The sequence below is a fragment of the Maridesulfovibrio spiralis (SeqCode) genome (genome assembly GCF_048571135.1).
In the GTDB taxonomy this organism is placed as follows: Bacteria; Desulfobacterota; Desulfovibrionia; order Desulfovibrionales; family Desulfovibrionaceae; genus Maridesulfovibrio; species Maridesulfovibrio spiralis.
This window is the reverse complement of sequence record NZ_CP182344.1, coordinates 935,775-952,752: the sequence shown is the minus strand read 5'-3', so window position 1 is coordinate 952,752 and position 16,978 is coordinate 935,775. Positions and strand designations below refer to the sequence as shown.

Here is a 16,978-nt window from a genome sequence, read left to right as displayed (position 1 = left end):
GTCAGGTCTGAAGTGGAGTCAGCCATGAAAATGAACAAATTGTTTCCGTTCCTGCTCATAGTGATTTTCGGTGTCCTGTTTTGCTCCGGTTGTTCCGGTGAGAAAAAAACAGCGGAATTCAAGGTCGGGGTAGTCGCTGTCACCAGCGGTGAATTGTTCAGAAAGGGTAACTACATAATAAGTGCTGCCCGCTACGGAGCTGATCTGCAGAATAAAAGCGGGGGGCTTGCGCTTGCTGGGCAGGAGTTTAAGGTTAGACTTTTTCCCGCAGACAGTAACGGCAAACCGGAAATAGCTGCAAAAGTTACTCGGCGACTCATTGAGAAAGATAAGGTTTCTGCAATTGTTGGCGCTGCCGGAAGTAAGGTTGCACTGGCTGTGGCGAAGGTTTGCGAGGAGTTTAAAATTCCGTTTATTACCCCGGTTGCCGGGACAAATAAGCTGACTTCATACAAATATTCCTTTCGGGTTTCATATACCAATACCATACAGGCAGAAGCTCTGGCCCGGTTTGCCAAAAATGACCTGAAGCTTGAGGATGTAGGGGTCCTTTTTGCCTCTGCCAGTCCGTATAGCGCGGAGTTGGCTCTCTTTTTCAGGGAAGATTATGAAAAGCACGGTGGCCGGATTGTTGCTTTTGAAAATTATATCCTTGGACAGCGTGATTTTTCCAAGCCAATTAAGCGTATCATCGATTCAGGGGCACAGATTTTGTTTTTGCCGGGCAACACCAAGACCGTACAGTTGCAGGTGGCACAGGCCCGTAAATATGGCTTCAAAGGCGTTCTTATGGGTAGTGATTCATGGGACCCTATTGAGCTGGAGCGGAATCCATTATTCAAAAACAGCTATTACACCGATCACTGGATTCCGGGGCTGCCCATTGCCGGAGCACAGGAATTTGAAAAAGATTACAAAAAAAAGAACGGTGTAGATCCAACTGAACTTGAAGCTCTGACTTTTGATGCTGTGATGAGTCTTTTTGCAGCCGCAAAAATAGCTGGGACAACTAAACCTGTACCCATCCATGATGCCTTAGTGGATATGCCGCCTTTTCATGGTGTTACCGGGACTTTTGATTACAATAACAACGGCGACCCGGATAAAGATGTAATCATCTCGACTTTCCGTGACGGTCATATCGCAGTACAGGATATTATTGACCTGAAATAGCCTTGGCGAGTTTCAGGCCTGCATTCTGCGCCCGCTCGATAAGTTCTTGATGCTCAGCTATGATGCCGCGGTCAAACAGGCGCAGAACCGGAAGTTCTTCTACTATTTCGTAACCGAGGGCTTCAAGCGGCATGCGCATGGCCTCTATGGTGAAACCCATATCTTTTTTATCTTCCTGCTCGGCAACGGCTCCGATTATGGCCTTGCGCCCCTGTCCGGCTAGTCTGCTGGACCATGCCCGGGGACGGGTGTCTTCAAAATTATAATAACAGTATAAACGGTCGATGAAGGCTTTCATCCACGCGGTAACATTGTAGTTATGAACCGGGGAAATTAGCACCAGCCCTTTTGCGTTTTCCAGCTTTGGATAAAGATCGGTCATATCATCTTCAAAGCGGCGGCATGCTTTTTCTTTGCGGCAGATTTCACAGCCGATACAGGGCTCATATTTCAAATCGCGTAGATGTACTGTTTCAGTAGCTATGGCCAGTTTTGAAGCTCCGGTAAGGACGGCTTCAAGCATTTTGTGTGAGTTGCCTTTTTTGCGGGGGCTGCCTTCAATTCCTAAGATCATTTTTGCTCCGTTGTGCTTAATTCGTGCTGAATCGAAAATATTGCATAGCAGGGTAGAAAAGGCAAAACAGCCTGCTGGAAATCCAGCAGGCTGTTTTGTTTCGAGATATGTACGGTAGATGTACTTATGGCTTTTAGTGGTCGCAGGTATTGGCTCCGGTCTGGAGAGAGCCTGCAAGGTAGCTGGAAACGACATTTTCAGGTGCTTCAGCAGGAGAGCCTACAATTACCTTAACACCGGCGTCAGTGAAAAGGGACTGTGCACGGGAGCCCATACCGCCTGCCAGTACAAGCTGTACGCCCTGTTCGGCAATCCACTTGGGAAGTACGCCGGGTTCGTGGGGCGGAGGAGTTTCCATGTTTGTGGCAACGATACCTTTGGAGGAAACGTCGACATCCATGATGGCGAATTGTTCGCAGTGCCCGAAGTGCATGCAGAGTTTGCCTGCTGCAACGGGAACAGCGATGCGCAGCATGCCGTTTTTGGTCTTGAATTCTTCTGGTTTGGGCATTTCATTATTTTCCTGCAGAGTCTGGGTGAGATTCAGCATGGGTTTAATGATGGTGTTGAGAGCCTGTCCGGTTGGACCTTCATGTGCAGTACGGATGATGGGGTAACCTTCATCGCCGGAACGTCCCACTTCAGGATCAAGGGGAATGCGGCCAAGGAAGCTTACACCGGTTTCTTTGGCAAGCTCTTCACCGCCACCGGAATTAAAAATATTGTGTACGTTGCCGCAGTCTGGGCAGACGAATCCGCTCATGTTTTCAACTATACCGAGAACGGGGTTTCCGACCTGCTTGCAGAAGTTTACGGAACGGCGCACATCGTCAACCGCAACACCCTGAGGGGTTGTTACGATAACTGCGTGGGCATCCTGACCGAGGGTCTGCAGTGCGGAAAGAGGTTCGTCGCCGGTTCCGGGGGGGCAGTCAACAACGAGGAAATCCAGATCGTTCCAGGCAACATCCTGTACAAACTGCTTGATCATGCCGATCTTAACCGGACCGCGCCAGATCACCGGATCATCCTTGCTGGGGAGCATGAAACCGAGAGACATAACCCAGAGGTTGCTGGACCATGAAATAGGTTCGATGACTTCGTGGCCGATGTGCGGCTTTTCGTTTTCAAGGCTGAGCAGACGGGGAACACTAGGGCCGTGGACGTCAACGTCAAGTAGACCCACCTGTTTTCCGGCGAGGGAAAGGGCCACAGCTATGTTGGTCGCTACGGTACTTTTACCTACACCGCCTTTACCGGAAATAACCACGATTTTGTGCTTGATTCTGGAAAGGGTCTTTTTCAGTTTCATATCTTCAGGGCTGCAGCCTTCAGAACAACCGGAAGAAGAACATCCGGACCCGGAGGAAGAGCAGCTTCCGCATGCATGATCACTCATATATCAATCTCCTGCCCCTCGCTGGACGGAGGGGGTTTTATTAAAAAAAAACAGATTGATTCAATCTGTTACAGTATGCATTTCATGGTAAACTAAGACGTTAACCTGACTTGTCAATGCCTGAAAATGTTCAGTCATGCCCGCAGAGCAAGGGAGAGGAGAAAGGGCATGACTGAACCTGAAGTGAAAATTTCTACCAGTGACCCGGTTTGTCGGCATCGGTAGCTGCTTCGAGCTTGCCTTCCTGAAAAGAAGTCAGAGCTTCAGCAACTGTTCCCCCACCGATCAGGTAGACTTTGATGGAGCCTTTGTCGAGAGCTGTGAAGGCCTTAGGACCGACGTGTCCGGTGATGATAGCACTAGCGCCTGTTGCGGCGACATTCTGAGCGGACTGGATTCCGGCTCCCTGAGCTGCGTTCAGGTTCTGGGTATTATCGATGTATTCCTGAGTGTCGGCGTCTGTATCGCAAACAAGGAATCCCTTGGCGCGACCAAAGCGGGGGTCAATTTCACCATTGAGATCGTTGCCCTGACAGCTGATTGCAATTTTCATTTTATTTACTCCTTTGCACTGGGTCCAGGTTAGGGCGATCCATTTGCATATTCTGCTGTTTGGACTGTCTGCCCCTGAACGCTCTGTTGCCCTGTCCGCATCTGCCCCTGCCACGGCATCCGGGCATGGCATGATTATCAAGACAGTTCTTTTGATAGGCTGAAAGTATCTCGTCGATCATTCCAGTGACCCACGGGAGAACCTTAATACCGGCCTGCTCCAGTTCATTAATGGTGCATCCGCAGATTGCACCGCATATTAAAAACGTTGCCCCGCAGGTCATAATGGCGGATGTCCTGTCCTTTGGGTCTTTTGAGGGAAGGGATAGGTAACCTGCGGGGCAAATTTTATTGTCTTCCACCCGGAACAATTTAAGTTCCGGAGCATTGTCAAAAACGGAAGCCAGCCTGTCTTCATAGCAGGCCAGACAAAGTAGCATTGAGCTGTTATTGCGTGCTTCGTTTTCTCTCATGGCTTGCTATAGGCATAGTCTGTGCCACGGAAGGTTATTGGAGTTAATTCAGTGCTTTGCAGGTAAATGGGATGGTTTTATGAGCGAAGAGTTGGATCAAAATTAGCCGGATTTATAGGAGCAAGACGAATTATGCGCCCTGCTCTTCGCAACGGGCGATGGCTCTGCGCAGGGTGTCTTTGGAAATACCAAGTTCGCGGCAGGTTGCCATTTTTTTCCCGTTGTTACGCTCCAGGGCGCGGCGGATAGCCATGCATTTGATTTGCTCCATACTCATGGGGCGGTCGTCGTTTTCCAAATTTTCACGGGATTTGGGCTGTAGGTATTCAGGTAGATGCTCGACCTGAATAAATCCGGAGGGGCAGAGGATGAAGGCGAACTCAAGTATATTTTCAAGTTCGCGCACGTTGCCGGGGAAAGGATGGCGCATGAGGATTTGCAGAGTGTCCTCGGAGATGCCGTCGATTTCTTTTCCCTGTAAGGCGTTGAGCCTGTTGATGAAGTGGTTGATGAGCAGAGGGATGTCTTCGACCCGCTCTTTCAGAGCAGGCAGATTGAGGGTGACAACATTCAAGCGGTAGTAGAGATCCTGCCGGAAGATGCCTTCTTCCACAAGCTCAGCCAGATTCTTGTTGGTGGCGGCTACAATACGCACGTTGGATTTCACGCTTTCAACTGCGCCGAGCGGCTCGAATGTTTTTTCCTGCAGCACACGTAGAAGTTTGACTTGCAGCTTCGCAGGCATATCCCCGATTTCATCAAGAAAGATAGTTCCGCCGGCAGCAAGTTCAAAGCGTCCGGCCTTGTCTTTGCGGGCGTCGGTGAAGGCTCCGGCCTTGTAGCCGAAGAGTTCGGATTCAAGAAGGTTATCCGGAAGAGCACCGCAGTTCACAGCCACGAATGGACCATGTTTGCGCTCGCTTAAATTGTGGATGGCCCGGGCAAAGAGTTCTTTACCGGTGCCGGATTCTCCAAGCAACAGGACTGTTGCTTCACTTTTGCTGACTTGGGGCAGGATGGCAAAAACTTTTCCCAGCTGGGCGCTTTTGCCGATAATGTCTTCAAAGCGCCATGAGTCTTCAACCTCGCGGCGGATAATCTGGATATCAGTCAGGTCACGGAAGCTTTCCACACCGCCGATAAGCTTGCCGTCACCGTCAACAAGGGGAGCGGCACTGATGGACACGGGAACCTTGCGGCCGTCAGCGTGGATGAAAAATATGGATTTGTTGGAGATGCGACCGCAATCTTTCATGCAGGTCTTGAGGGCACAGTCGCCGTCGCAGAGGCTTGAGTGAAAAACGTCCCAGCATTTGGAGCCGACAGCTTCTTCAGCAGGAACCCCGGTGATGCGGCTGGCGGCTTCGTTGAAGAAGGTGATGTTCCAGTCCCGGTCTACCGTAAAGACACCGTCTGCCAAAGAATCCAGAACAGAGGAACAAGGTAGATTACTCGGGAATTTCATGCTGTTTGCCTCCGGCGGCTGGGGAAGAGGAGAGAAAACTTTGCTAACGCCCAAAGTTTTCTCTCCTCTTCCCCAGACCCCATCCCCTCTCTTTCAAAGACGTTTTAATAAGCTTCGCATACAGCGCGCTATGACGACCTTCAAAATCAAGTCAGGCGGAGCCTTGCTAAAAGTTTTTGGGATTCTTAAACCCTTTTTTCAAAAAGGGTTTAAGCCCTCGGAGGGAAAATCTTTTTATCAAAAGCGCGATAGCGCATCAAAATGTTCCCGGCGGGTATCCTCAGTCTACCCGCCGGAGGCAATCTTATTTCTTTTCTTCGCGGGCTTTGCGGAGCCAGTCATACCAGTTCTCGAGTCCTTCGCGGGTACGGCAGGACAGGGGGAAGAGGGCGATGTCTGCATTGAGCTTGCGCGCATGCTGCTGTGCTTTTTCAAGATCGAAATCAACATAGGGCAGCAGATCGATTTTGTTCAGGATCATGACGGAAGAAATGTGGAACATGAGGGGGTATTTTTCCGGCTTGTCGTCACCTTCGGTCACGGTCAGCAGGGTGATCTTGTGATCTTCACCGACGTTGAATTCGGCGGGACATACGAGGTTACCCACGTTTTCCACGAAAAGGATATCGAGTCCTTCGAGGTCGATAAGGGAAAGAGCTTCTTTAACCTGGCTGGAGTTAAGGTGGCAGCCGCCTTCAGTATTGATCTGAACAGCCTGTGCTCCTGTGGCGGCAACACGGCGGGCGTCGTTGTCGGTTTGCAGGTCGCCTTCGATGACAGCCATCTTGAATTCACCTTTGAGGTCTGCGAGGGTCTTTTCCAGCAGGCTGGTTTTACCGGACCCGGGTGAACTCATCAGGTTGAGGCAAAGAATGTTTTTTTCTTTGAAAAATTGTTTCAGTTCTTCGGCAATTCTGTCATTCGCTTCCAGAATATTGCGTACCACAGGGATTTCACCCATTTCCAACTCCTTAAGTTAATCGTCAATCTCGATGCTCTCAATCTGCAATTCTTTGCCCTGAAGAACTTCATGCCCAATTTCCAGACCGCATTCCGGGCAGGCCATGTAAAGTTTATCTTCGGGTAAAAATTCGTGTTTGCATTCGCCGCAGCGAACTTTGATGGGAATTTCGTTTACTTCAAGGACTGAGCCTTCAAGGTTAGTGCCTACGGTAATCGCTTCCCAGCCGAAAGTAAGAGCATCAGATACTACTCCCGCAAGCGCGCCGTTACCTACCACAACTTTCTTGAGGCTGGCACCGGGTTGCTTTTCCATTTCCTCTTCAATGATTGCAAGTATACTTTGCGCTATAGACATTTCGTGCATGGATTTTGGACTAACTCAAAAAATTATCAGGGGCAAGGTGCTTGAGCGTATAATTCTATAACATTTGTAACACGGTTAATAATTTTAATGCTTCAGCCATATGATGGAGTGCTTTTTAACGCTATTGTGATAAGTTGAAAAATAACGCACCCAAGTGGACTCTGCTTGCAAGTGCTTGAAAGCTTGGGTATGGGGAGGGGATTTCAATTAACTTTTTTACGCACCGGGCTTTTCCCGGATTCTGGAGGACATGCAGATGTATGTGGGACTGAAAATGCTCAAGGACTTTGTTACCGTAACCCCTGATACTCTAATCAAGGAAGCGGACAAAATTCTGGAAGACAATCAGTTGTGGATGCTTCTTGTCAAAGACGGGGAAGACCTCGTCGGCTATGTCACCAAGGAAGATGTCCGTGCTGCCCTGCCTTCTGTGATAAATTCGCTGGACAAGCATGAGTTGAGCTATCTGCTCAGCAAGCTTACTGTTCGCGAAGTGGTGCGTAAGACCATTACCACCATCCCGCCGGAAACAGAGATTGAAGCCGCTGCTGATCTCATGTTTGAAATGAACCTTTCCGGACTTGCAGTTGTGGATGAGAATAAGAAACTCATCGGTTACATCAACCGTAATAAGATGCTGGAACTGCTTGTTGAGGAAATGGGCCTCAAACAGGGCGGAACCCGTATCGTTGTTGATGTAGAGGAACGCACAGGGGTTCTTTACGAAGTGGCCGGGATCATTTCCAACATGAAGTACAATATTATCAGCACAGGACTTTTTCATCACAATAACCGCAGAATGGTTGTTGTGCGTGTGGATACTGAAGACGCCTCTCCCGTTGTGAACGCGCTTAAGGAGCGTGGTTTTATGGTGGTCGGGCCTGAAGATTTCATGGCAGAATGGTGCTAGACGCAAGTTTCGAACTTTTTGTTTTTTCAAAAAGGCCGGAAGCAGATTTGATCTGTTCCCGGCTTTTTTTGTCTGTTCGTCATTAGATGCAAGGTTAGGTTGTATTTATGCTTGAGGAGGAGTATTTTTGAGTCTGGGCTGCTCTGGTGAAAATTAAAAAGGACGGGCTATGTTGCGAGGTTTTTGTCTTTTTGTCTTTTTAGTGCTGTCGTCTGTGTCTGTTGCCGTGAATCCGGTAGCAGCAGCCGACTGTGGAGTGCGCATCCTGACCGAGATTAGCGCACCTTCTGTTTTCGAAGATTCCAAAGGTAATCTGGCTGGTTTTGGATATGAAATAGTTGAGGCATTGAAAAGGGAGCTTGGTTGCAACACGGCTATCGAGGTCATGCCTTGGGCAAGGGGGTATAAATACCTGAGTTCCAGACCGAATGTAATGCTTTTTTCTACTGCCCGGACCAAGCTCAGGGAAGATAAATTCCATTGGGTTGGCCCTGTTGCCTGCTACAGGTGGATTTTTTACGGCCTTAAGGGCGGTGTTAAGATAAAGAGTCTTGAAGATGCCAAGAAAGTGAAAGGTATCGGTGGCTACCGCAAGGATGCGCGTATTCAGTTTCTGGAAGCAGAGGGTTTTACCAATCTTGAAGTTACCGACAGTCAGGATATTAATTTTAAAAAGCTTTTGCGCGGCAGGATAGATCTGGTGGTCACTTCAAATATCGGGGCCAAAGACATTCTGGCAGACAATGAAGAGCTGCAGAAGAAAGCCGCTCCTGTGTATACCTTTCGTAAAATGAAGATGTATCTTGCTTTCTCAAAATCAACTGATCAGGCAATAGTTCGGCGCTGGCAGAAAGCTTTTGACAATCTTAGCAGACGCGGGATTATCAATGCCATTCAAACCAAATGGATCGAGCCCTGCACTAATTGATGATCATGGTTTGATTACAGGAAGTTTAATTCGTCCATGAGAGATTCTGATTTGCCCGCAGTCTTAGGTTTGTTTTCTTCTACTGCTAAGAGGCTGTTCTTGATCAGTGAGTCCAGTGTCTGTTTGTCGTTCGCAGTCTTTTCAATTATTTGATCCAGAGTGCATTCTTTAATAAACTCTTTACCTTTCAGAAAGTTCAGGAAGATACATGCTTCTTCCAGCTTTCGATTCAAGCGCAGAGCAGAGCGCAGGTGTTCAAGACAGGGCTTGATTTCACCTAGTTCAAAATGGACCCTGGCTATGTTCAGCTGCAGGTTTTCGTCATGCCGGACTAGTTCTTCCGCTCTTTTGTAGTATTCTAATGCCTGTTGCAGCATTCCGTTTTTTCGTAAAGATATACCGAATTCGTTGAATAAATGTTTGTGCTGAGGTTCATAGCAGCTATCAAGACAGACCAGACGTTTAAAAATATTGTCAGCACGATCAAATTCGCCGCGTTCAAGGTAGGTCAGTCCCAGACCGAAATTAACACGCACATTCATTTCATCAAGACTCATAGCCTTGTGGAATTCATATTCTGCGCTGTAGCTTTCACCGTTTTCACGGTGGCTTTCGCCTAGTGTTATGGATTTTTCCAGTTTTTTTATATTAGGAAGGACTTTATCAAGATATATTTCCGGCTCAGGTTGGTAACTCTTCAGGAAAGTTTCCATCTCAACAGCAACCAAAGGCCCGGTAGGTATATAATTGTCATTGACTGCCTGTACCTGCAGAACTCCATTCTTCTGCTCTTCTGCGTACCAGTAAGTCGTTTGTTTAGTCTTTTTTTTAGTCGTTCCCGTACCGATCACGGATAGTGTCTGTACTGAAAAAATCCCCTGTATCTTTTCCCGTTTCCTCACATAAAACTCCAAGCTTGTCAGTCAAGAGAAGTTTATAATACCTATTGTCGGACTTCTCGGCAAACTCAAAATGTTAAGTTCCAGTTATAAAAAAAGACCGTCTCCTAAGAGACGGTCTTGAAGCCTCAAGAGGCTAAAGCTGTCAGGTTAACGCGTCGGTATTTAAGACTATCTTAATGTACCGGCTCTCGGATTAACCGCAGCTGCCAGAGCAGGAGCCGCATTCTCCGCCGCCGAGCTCAATCTTGGAATCAATTACGAAACCGGTGTAGCTCAGGTCAACGCGGAAGGGGCTGCCCTGTTCGTTAAGGTCTTTATCCAGCAGGAAGGTGAAACCTTCTACTTCAAAACTTTCGTCGTTGTCTTTTGGCTCATCCAGAGCCAATGCCAGTCTGGGGCCTGCTCAGCCGCCGGTGGCAAGATAGATGCGAATAGGAGTTCTATCTTTATCTGCAAAATAGTTTTCAAGCTGTTTTTGCGCAGCTTCGGTAATTTCAACCATTTTTTCCTCCTCATAGGATTTGTCTATCCAAAATAAGTTTTCTATTAGTTTTTGTCAATCTACTCCAGTTGACCTTGTTCTTTGCATGGGGTAAATAATACAGTTTAGAGAACGTGTTAGAAATCGGAAAAAAGTCTGATAAAATATTTAAAAATGATTGAACAGGGGCGTTCGTCCGCTCAAGGGAGACCGAAGAATGAAAACCAAGGACATCATTCTCGCAACAGCCAAGGAAATGATTTCAGAGGTGGGCTTCCACAAGTCTACAACTGCCAATCTTGCGAAAATGGCCAATATTTCCGAGGGCACGATTTATCGCCATTTTGAAAGCAAAGAAGACATTCTTTTGCATATTCTTGATGCTCTCGAAGAACAGTTTTCTTACTACATTGAGGCGATTCGCCAGAAGCTGGATCGCGATGACTGTTCTCTTGAAGAGATCATGAATGAGTACTTCTCTTTTGTAGAAGATAATGAAATCGATATGAAGATCATGCTGTCTACTTATGGTCTGCTTGATTCTTCCAAGCGTTTGATGGCTGTATTTCTTAAAAATCTCGAATTGGTTCTTGAAGATTGTATTAAACTTGGCATCAAGAAGGGTGCAATCAGGGATGTGGCTGTCGAAGATAATGCTACCGTGGTTATGACCATTATTTTTGGTTTGACCAGAATGCAGCTCTACTGGCCTGACCGCAGGGATGTTCGTGCCGAAGCCGTCGAGTTCTGCCGCCGCAGTATTCTGAATTAATTTTTAGTTGCCATTTTTACAAAATTAAAAGGCTGCCTCTTTTGGGGCAGCCTTTTTTTTTAAGCCCGGGCTTATCAGAGCACTCTTTTTGTGGAGAGGAATCTTAAACCCAACGCTACAATCATTAGCAGAATGAGGGAATAGTCTTCGTTCCCGTTACCACCCATGACACAGCCTCGTGCTGAAGCCGGCGATAGTTGGGCGGAGGCGTCGTCTGCGCGCTGGAACGATCCCATTGCATACTCGGTGTTGCCTGAAGATGCTGCAAAGTAAACATTGCGGTTTGATGCTACCGCAGTGCCGTCCGGGTTTGAGGCGGTGACTTCGATGAAGAACTCTCCGCTGACGATTACCTCGTTCAAAGAGCGGCAGTAGATACCATCGTTCTCCTTAAGGTCTCCGTGCGTACCGTCATCGTAGAGCATAACATCGTCTATGAGCAGGTTGCCGTCCGGGTCGTAAAGATCAGCCGTAAGGTACGCGCGCAGAACCGGAAGCTCTGTGCTCAGGCTGGCCCTCAGGATCGGAGCGTATTCCTCTTCGGGATGGACTGCATCCACTATTAATTGCAGAGTTGATGTTCCCATCGCGGCTATGCCTACAGAGTCGGACAGTGCCGAACCGGCTGTTACCGTCGCAGTCCATACTCCGGTTGCCTCTCCATATGTCGTGGGAGTTATTTTAAAGAAAATGAGTCCTTCATCGTTGAGTTTTTCAACTTCAAATCCGGCTTTAGCCGTTTCTGTTAGAAGTTCGTTTCCGGCAGGGTCGGTCAGCTTGACGGTGACTTCATTGATGTCAGCAGGATCGACAAATACGCTGACATCAAAATAACCGTTGCCTTCGGCGTCATGCTCTCCGATCCGGAATTCAAGGGAAATTGTTTCTCCGTTTTGCAGTGGTTCTGAGAATCGCTGGGCGATCAGGATATCGTTGTCGCCTTCGGCATCAGCACCGATTTTTCTGGCGCGTGCGCTTAGCTCTACATCGCTTTTGGCAAGAGTAAAAGTTCCGCCGGTATCTCTGCACAGTGACGCAAGGCTTGATCCGTCTTCGGGGGTAGCCAGTGGTTCTGTGGATGAATTTATTATTGCATTGAAGCCGATTTTTGCGTTGCGGAAACTTTTAGACTGCTGATCGTTCACGTCCTCATTTTCTGTTGTGAAAAGAATTACCGTCGCGGTCTGGTCCCCGCTTCTTGCGGCTGAGGTTCTGTCTCTTACAGTGCTCAGCGCGGCATCAAAGTTTGTAATTTTGGCAGCGGTCAGTGTGCGTATTTTTTTGATAAGATCTGTTCTTGCCGTCTCGTTGCTGATAGTTGTTGCGGCAATTGGCTGTGCGACACCGACAGGAATCAGTACAACGGAGTTTAATGGAAGTTTTTGAACCAGTGAGGCTGCGGCATTTTTTGCAGCAGTGTAGTCGTTGGCATTCATAGCGGGGTCAATCATTATCGAATTGACCGCAGCATCTTTTACAAAAATAATATTAAGCGCAGCGTTGTAGTTTGCTGTCGGCATAGTCGGGTTAGCCGGAACCGGGAAGTCAACCATGGCCGGATATCTTATGCGCCCGTACTTGCGTCCTTGGGTCGGGTCGTTTTGTGGATTGCGGACAAGGGTTTCCCATATGGATGATTCATATACCCGGTATTGGGCTGTTTTTCGTTTTTCAGCGGTACTGTAGTCGGCGGGTGTGGTGAATTGGTAGGGATATTCATAATGCCTGTTCATTATGGATGTATGGTCATTGTAGTCATCACTGGCCGGGTCGCTCGGATCGTCAAGCTTTTTAGCTGTCTTTCCCCCTTCTTCCCGGTATTCGTCGAATATTCCGTAGATGTAGTGCCCGCATTCGTGGGCCATAGTCGGGCCCAGATAATCATCGCGTTCGCTGTCGCTTTCCCAGAGGAAAATATCAATGTCGCCGACCCCTTTTGTCCAACATGCAGGGGATGCTCCTGCCCGTCCTGCTTTTTTTGATATGATTTTTAAGTCAGTGAAATTGTTGTTCTTAGAGTTGTCAAAAACATAAATTTTCCCGAGGCGATGTCTTCCTTCTGTCATGGCAAACAGGCTTTTGGCAAAACTGTCAATAACCTGATTCAGCTCACTTTTGCTGATGGCTTTTTGTGGCGGAGCATTTACGTCCCAGTCAACAGACATGGTCAGGTCAAGCGTATCGAGGTTTCCGGAACTGTCAGAAGTCAGTCCGGACAGGGGATGGTTAATGGCTTGAGTATCTGTTGCGGTAACAGCTATGCTTATGAAAATAAAAAATACAGCAGTAAATAGATGCCAATAGCGTTTCAACACGTAACTCCCCTGCTGAAAAAAAATGATAAAAAGCTTATTCTAAACTGTGTTATTGAACGAATATATGAGCTTTTGGAGATTAGCAATGACTATTAGTTCGTTGCTGCATGGTGAAGGAAGGGTATACAGCACAAAAAAAAATCCCCTGCCGCAATGCGACAGGGGATTTTAATTGTCTCTGTTGCTGTTGCAGACTATTTGGTTTCAGACTGAGCAGCTACGGATTTGCTCTTCTTGGCGAAGTAAGCTTTGGTTTCAGCTACAACAACCGGGGTCAGCATAATCAGGCCGATGAGGTTGGGGATAGCCATGAGACCGTTGAAGGTGTCGGACAGGTTCCATACAAAGCTGAGCTTTGCGATGGCACCAACACCTACGAAGCAGATGAATACGAGGCGGAAGGGCAGGATAGCCTTAACACCGAACAGGTATTCCATGGATTTTTCGCCGTAGTAGCACCAGCCGAGGATGGTGGAGTAGGCGAAAAGGATAAGGCCGATGGTAACAATGTGCGCACCGCCGGTCATGCCTTGGGAGAATGCGATGGTTGTCAGCTCAGCACCGGTGGTTCCGTTGGACCATGCGCCGGTGAGGATGAGTACCAGACCGGTCATGGTACAGACGATCAGGGTATCGATGAAGGTCTGGGTCATGGAAACCAGAGCCTGAGTAACGGGCTCTTTGGTCTGTGCAGCAGCTGCTGCGATAGGAGCACTACCGAGACCGGATTCGTTTGAGAATACACCGCGGGCAACACCCATGCGGATAGCCAGCATTACACCTGCGCCTGCAAAACCGCCAACTGCGGAAGCGGGGTTGAAAGCGTGGTCGAAAATGAGAGCGAAAGCAGCGGGGACTTCGGAGAGGTTTGACAGAATGATGTATGCTGCGCCGGCCATGTAGAAAACGATCATGATGGGGACGAGCAGGCCGGTAACTTTACCGATCTTCTTAATACCACCAAGGATAACCGCAGCGGTGAGGACCATCAGCAGTCCACCAGTAATGTAAGGCGATACGCCGTAAGTAGCTTCAACAGCGTCGGCAACGGAGTTGGACTGAACCATGTTACCGATACCGAAAGCAGCGAAGGAAGCGAAGATTGCGAAGAGGGTTCCGAGCCAAGGCATGTTCAGGCCTTTGGATATGTAGTACATCGGACCACCACTCATTTCGCCATTTTCGTCAACTTCTCTGTATTTAACTGCCAGAACTGCTTCAGCATATTTGGTAGCCATACCAACAAGTCCGGTAATCCACATCCAGAAAAGTGCACCGGGACCACCGACTGCTACTGCGGTAGCAACACCTGCGATGTTACCGGTACCTACTGTTGCGGAAAGGGCTGTCATCAGGGCCTGGAAGTGGGTGATGTCACCGGGTTCATCAGTGTCTTCCTTGCGTTTGATGAGAGCAAGATACAATGCGTAAAAAAGTTTGCTGAACTGGATGCCGCGCAGTGCGAGAGTAAGCCAGAAGCCTGTACCGACCAGCAGAACCAGCATGGGCGGTCCCCATGCGAATGCACCGATTTTACCAACAATTGCGTCCATTGAAGTCATAAAGTCCATAAATCATCCCTTGTTTGTTTTAGCACCAAGATTCTGCGAAATAATTGCACAAGTTTCGCAGGATTACCCCTTTGCAAAATATTGTTTTGAAATACGTACATAAAGCAGAAGAATTGAGCAAGAAATTTATTGCTAAATCTTTTTTGCGTCAAAAAATGCGTGTTTTTGTTGCGGAATGAGGATGTTTTTACGTCTGATATTAATGTTATTGGTGTTGTGTTGCAGTTAAATGCTACGATTATGTAGATAACTGTTGTGTTTTTGTACATTGTAAAAAACTTACATAATAAAAAATATACAACGTATGTTGCTGCGTTTTGAGAAAAATGTCGGGGTATATTTTGAGATAATCACAAGCGTCTTTTTTAGGATCAGTTGCTATTTGCTTATTTTGTAAAATAGAAACTGAATGTTGGATTGACGCATCGTATGCAGGAAGGGGCAAGGATTAAACAGGGGCCTTCTGGTATAGTCATTGCTTTATGCACAGGGTTGGAAATGGCGGTTTTTTAGTCTTGTTTTGTGAGAAATCAGGTCTGGTTTTGCACAAAGTGGTAATTTTTTGCACTTTGTTTGTGCAAGGTGCACAAGATGCACTCCGGAGTTTGAGGCCGGTAGTGCTCGGAGATGTGTTTTGGGAAAAAAGAATAGAAATAAGGGCAAATCATCAAGTGGCAGCAACAATAACACTGTAATTATTGTTATTGCTGCCTTGGCTGCAGGATTGTTTCTCGGCAGTGTGATTGTTCCTGCATTTAAGGAATCTGCAACGCCGCAGACTGCAGGTGGGATGAGTTCCGGTGGCGGATTTGAGCAGCAGATCGAAGATACAAAACGGTTGCTTGAGTCTCAGCCTAATTCCGTTAACCTGTGGACCAAGCTGGGTAATCTTTATTTTGATACCAATCAGCCCGCAAAAGCGATTGATGCTTACAGCAATTCAATTGCCCTGAATCCTAATGATCCCCATGTGCTGACTGATCTGGGGGTTATGTACCGCCGCAACGGCAATTCGCAAAAAGCTGTCGAGTTTTTTGATAAAGCGATTCTCGCTTCACCTGAGCATGAAACTGCTCGGTTTAATAAAGGAATAGTGCTCTATTACGATCTTAAGGATAAGGCTGAAGCTATTCAGGTATGGAAAGGGTTGCTCCAGATGAATCCTGCAGCAAAAACACCCAACGGAAAACCGATTAAGGATATGATCAGGGACCTTTCTTAATCGTTGTTCAAGCATAGTTATAGTAAGAATGCCGTACTGCAGTAATCACTGCAGTACGGCATTCTTTGTTGCATTAGTTTTTAATAAATCCGGGTAAACTCTTTTCAATAAGAGTCGCGGCTTTTTCTGTTCCCCGTTCGCTGCCGGGATGGAATTCAGTGATCCCGAGTCCGCATATTTGAGCTTTGTTGCCTACCTCTTCGATGATTTTCAATATGTTGCCGAAGAGCAGTCCTGCGGGCGGGGAGGGCTTGCCATGATTGAAGCCGATTGGATTGACTGCATCCACATCAAGGTGGATATAGACTTTGCTGAATCCGGCCTCCGTGATTTGTTTTGCCAGCCACGCCGGGTCGCGTTCCAGTTCGCCGGGACCGAAGAAAGGCATTTTGTTGCGGACAATGAATTCCAGTTCCGGGGGATCGAAAGTTCTGGTCCCGGCACAGAAGACCTGTTTCGGAAGCAACGGCTTAAACATGGTTTCGGTTATTTCATTACCTGCATTGCCTAGAACAGCGGAAAGGGCCATGCCTTGCAGCCTACCGGATTTCGAACTTGCCGGAGTATTGAGGTCCGGGTGTGCATCAAACCAGACCAGCGCGAGGCTGTCGCCGTGTTTTCGGGACATCCATGAGACCGGGCCTATCTCCGTCGAGCAGTCTCCGCCGAGCAAAAGGACCCGGTCGGGTTGCTTCTGCTCCAGTATGTTGTTTACTTCCTGAAGTTGTTTGATGATGTCATCCTTGCCCGCAATGTTGCCTCCGGGGGTAATCTCCCTGAACGGTGCAGTGGGAACCTGTTGCACTGAAGGCAGGCCGTTAATTCCGTCTGCCAGAGCCAAAGCACCTTCATAAAGGGCTTCGTTGTCGATGGAGCCCTGCCATTGCGGGAAAACAAGGGTGATGTCTTTCAAA

At 47.8% G+C, this 16,978-nt stretch carries 17 protein-coding genes; 5 read left to right on the top strand and 12 right to left on the bottom strand.

The genetic code is table 11. The annotated features are described in order from the left end of the window. The first annotated feature begins 24 nt into the window (after nucleotides 1-24). Nucleotides 25-1,173, top strand: a complete 1,149-nt coding sequence (locus ACNI29_RS04295) for an ABC transporter substrate-binding protein (RefSeq protein ID WP_419780949.1) — start codon at nucleotides 25-27, stop codon at nucleotides 1,171-1,173. On the opposite strand, the gene ACNI29_RS04290 is transcribed toward ACNI29_RS04295, so the two are convergent. From ACNI29_RS04290 to ACNI29_RS04260, 7 genes are all read right to left on the bottom strand, one after another. After that, on the bottom strand, nucleotides 1,157-1,747 hold the full coding sequence (locus tag ACNI29_RS04290; RefSeq protein WP_419780948.1) for a flavodoxin family protein: 591 nt from the start codon (nucleotides 1,745-1,747) through the stop codon (nucleotides 1,157-1,159). The genes ACNI29_RS04295 and ACNI29_RS04290 overlap by 17 nt on opposite strands. A gap of 133 nt (nucleotides 1,748-1,880) precedes the next feature. Beyond that, nucleotides 1,881-3,146, bottom strand: coding sequence for an iron-sulfur cluster carrier protein MrpORP (locus ACNI29_RS04285; protein ID WP_419780947.1), 1,266 nt, complete (start codon nucleotides 3,144-3,146; stop codon nucleotides 1,881-1,883). 193 nt (nucleotides 3,147-3,339) lie between these two features. Next, nucleotides 3,340-3,699, bottom strand: coding sequence for a NifB/NifX family molybdenum-iron cluster-binding protein (locus tag ACNI29_RS04280; RefSeq protein WP_419780946.1), 360 nt, complete (start codon nucleotides 3,697-3,699; stop codon nucleotides 3,340-3,342). A 1-nt stretch (nucleotide 3,700) separates the two neighbouring features. Further along, a complete protein-coding gene (locus tag ACNI29_RS04275) occupies nucleotides 3,701-4,171 on the bottom strand; it encodes a NifB/NifX family molybdenum-iron cluster-binding protein (RefSeq protein ID WP_419780945.1) in 471 nt (156 codons plus the stop codon). A gap of 130 nt (nucleotides 4,172-4,301) precedes the next feature. Further along, nucleotides 4,302-5,636 carry a sigma-54 interaction domain-containing protein gene (locus ACNI29_RS04270; RefSeq protein WP_419780944.1) on the bottom strand — a complete coding sequence of 445 codons (1,335 nt, stop codon included), beginning with the start codon at nucleotides 5,634-5,636 and terminating at the stop codon, nucleotides 4,302-4,304. 304 nt (nucleotides 5,637-5,940) lie between these two features. Beyond that, a complete protein-coding gene (gene hypB / locus ACNI29_RS04265; protein ID WP_419780943.1) occupies nucleotides 5,941-6,597 on the bottom strand; it encodes a hydrogenase nickel incorporation protein HypB in 657 nt (218 codons plus the stop codon). Between the two features lie 15 nt (nucleotides 6,598-6,612). Next, nucleotides 6,613-6,963, bottom strand: a complete 351-nt coding sequence (locus tag ACNI29_RS04260) for a hydrogenase maturation nickel metallochaperone HypA/HybF (RefSeq protein WP_419780942.1) — start codon at nucleotides 6,961-6,963, stop codon at nucleotides 6,613-6,615. A gap of 256 nt (nucleotides 6,964-7,219) precedes the next feature. Between ACNI29_RS04260 and ACNI29_RS04255 the strand changes: the two genes are divergently transcribed. Then, on the top strand, nucleotides 7,220-7,873 hold the full coding sequence (locus ACNI29_RS04255) for a CBS domain-containing protein (RefSeq protein WP_419782084.1): 654 nt from the start codon (nucleotides 7,220-7,222) through the stop codon (nucleotides 7,871-7,873). Between the two features lie 169 nt (nucleotides 7,874-8,042). Then, nucleotides 8,043-8,801, top strand: a complete 759-nt coding sequence (locus ACNI29_RS04250) for a substrate-binding periplasmic protein (protein WP_419780941.1) — start codon at nucleotides 8,043-8,045, stop codon at nucleotides 8,799-8,801. Nucleotides 8,802-8,815: 14 nt separating this feature from the next. Here the strand turns inward: ACNI29_RS04250 and ACNI29_RS04245 are convergent, their stop codons facing one another. Beyond that, nucleotides 8,816-9,703, bottom strand: coding sequence for a tetratricopeptide repeat protein (locus tag ACNI29_RS04245; RefSeq protein WP_419780940.1), 888 nt, complete (start codon nucleotides 9,701-9,703; stop codon nucleotides 8,816-8,818). 193 nt (nucleotides 9,704-9,896) lie between these two features. Continuing rightward, nucleotides 9,897-10,205 (bottom strand): IscA/HesB family protein, encoded by a 309-nt coding sequence (locus tag ACNI29_RS04240; RefSeq protein ID WP_419780939.1) that lies wholly within the window; start codon nucleotides 10,203-10,205, stop codon nucleotides 9,897-9,899. A 196-nt stretch (nucleotides 10,206-10,401) separates the two neighbouring features. Here ACNI29_RS04240 and ACNI29_RS04235 point away from each other — a divergent pair, with 196 nt between their 5' ends. After that, nucleotides 10,402-10,956, top strand: coding sequence for a TetR/AcrR family transcriptional regulator (locus ACNI29_RS04235; protein WP_419780938.1), 555 nt, complete (start codon nucleotides 10,402-10,404; stop codon nucleotides 10,954-10,956). 74 nt (nucleotides 10,957-11,030) lie between these two features. On the opposite strand, the gene ACNI29_RS04230 is transcribed toward ACNI29_RS04235, so the two are convergent. Together ACNI29_RS04230 and ACNI29_RS04225 are read right to left on the bottom strand one after the other, a co-directional pair. Then, a complete protein-coding gene (locus tag ACNI29_RS04230) occupies nucleotides 11,031-13,271 on the bottom strand; it encodes a hypothetical protein (protein ID WP_419780937.1) in 2,241 nt (746 codons plus the stop codon). 194 nt (nucleotides 13,272-13,465) lie between these two features. Further along, nucleotides 13,466-14,842: an alanine/glycine:cation symporter family protein gene (locus tag ACNI29_RS04225; RefSeq protein WP_419780936.1), complete on the bottom strand. Its 1,377-nt coding sequence runs from the start codon at nucleotides 14,840-14,842 to the stop codon at nucleotides 13,466-13,468. 634 nt (nucleotides 14,843-15,476) lie between these two features. Here ACNI29_RS04225 and ACNI29_RS04220 point away from each other — a divergent pair. After that, the gene (locus ACNI29_RS04220; RefSeq protein ID WP_419780935.1) at nucleotides 15,477-16,064 is read left to right on the top strand and encodes a tetratricopeptide repeat protein; all 588 of its coding nucleotides are present in this window, start codon (nucleotides 15,477-15,479) and stop codon (nucleotides 16,062-16,064) included. Between the two features lie 73 nt (nucleotides 16,065-16,137). On the opposite strand, the gene ACNI29_RS04215 is transcribed toward ACNI29_RS04220, so the two are convergent. Then, nucleotides 16,138-16,977 (bottom strand): arginase family protein, encoded by an 840-nt coding sequence (locus tag ACNI29_RS04215; RefSeq protein ID WP_419780934.1) that lies wholly within the window; start codon nucleotides 16,975-16,977, stop codon nucleotides 16,138-16,140. Nucleotide 16,978: the final 1 nt, after the last annotated feature.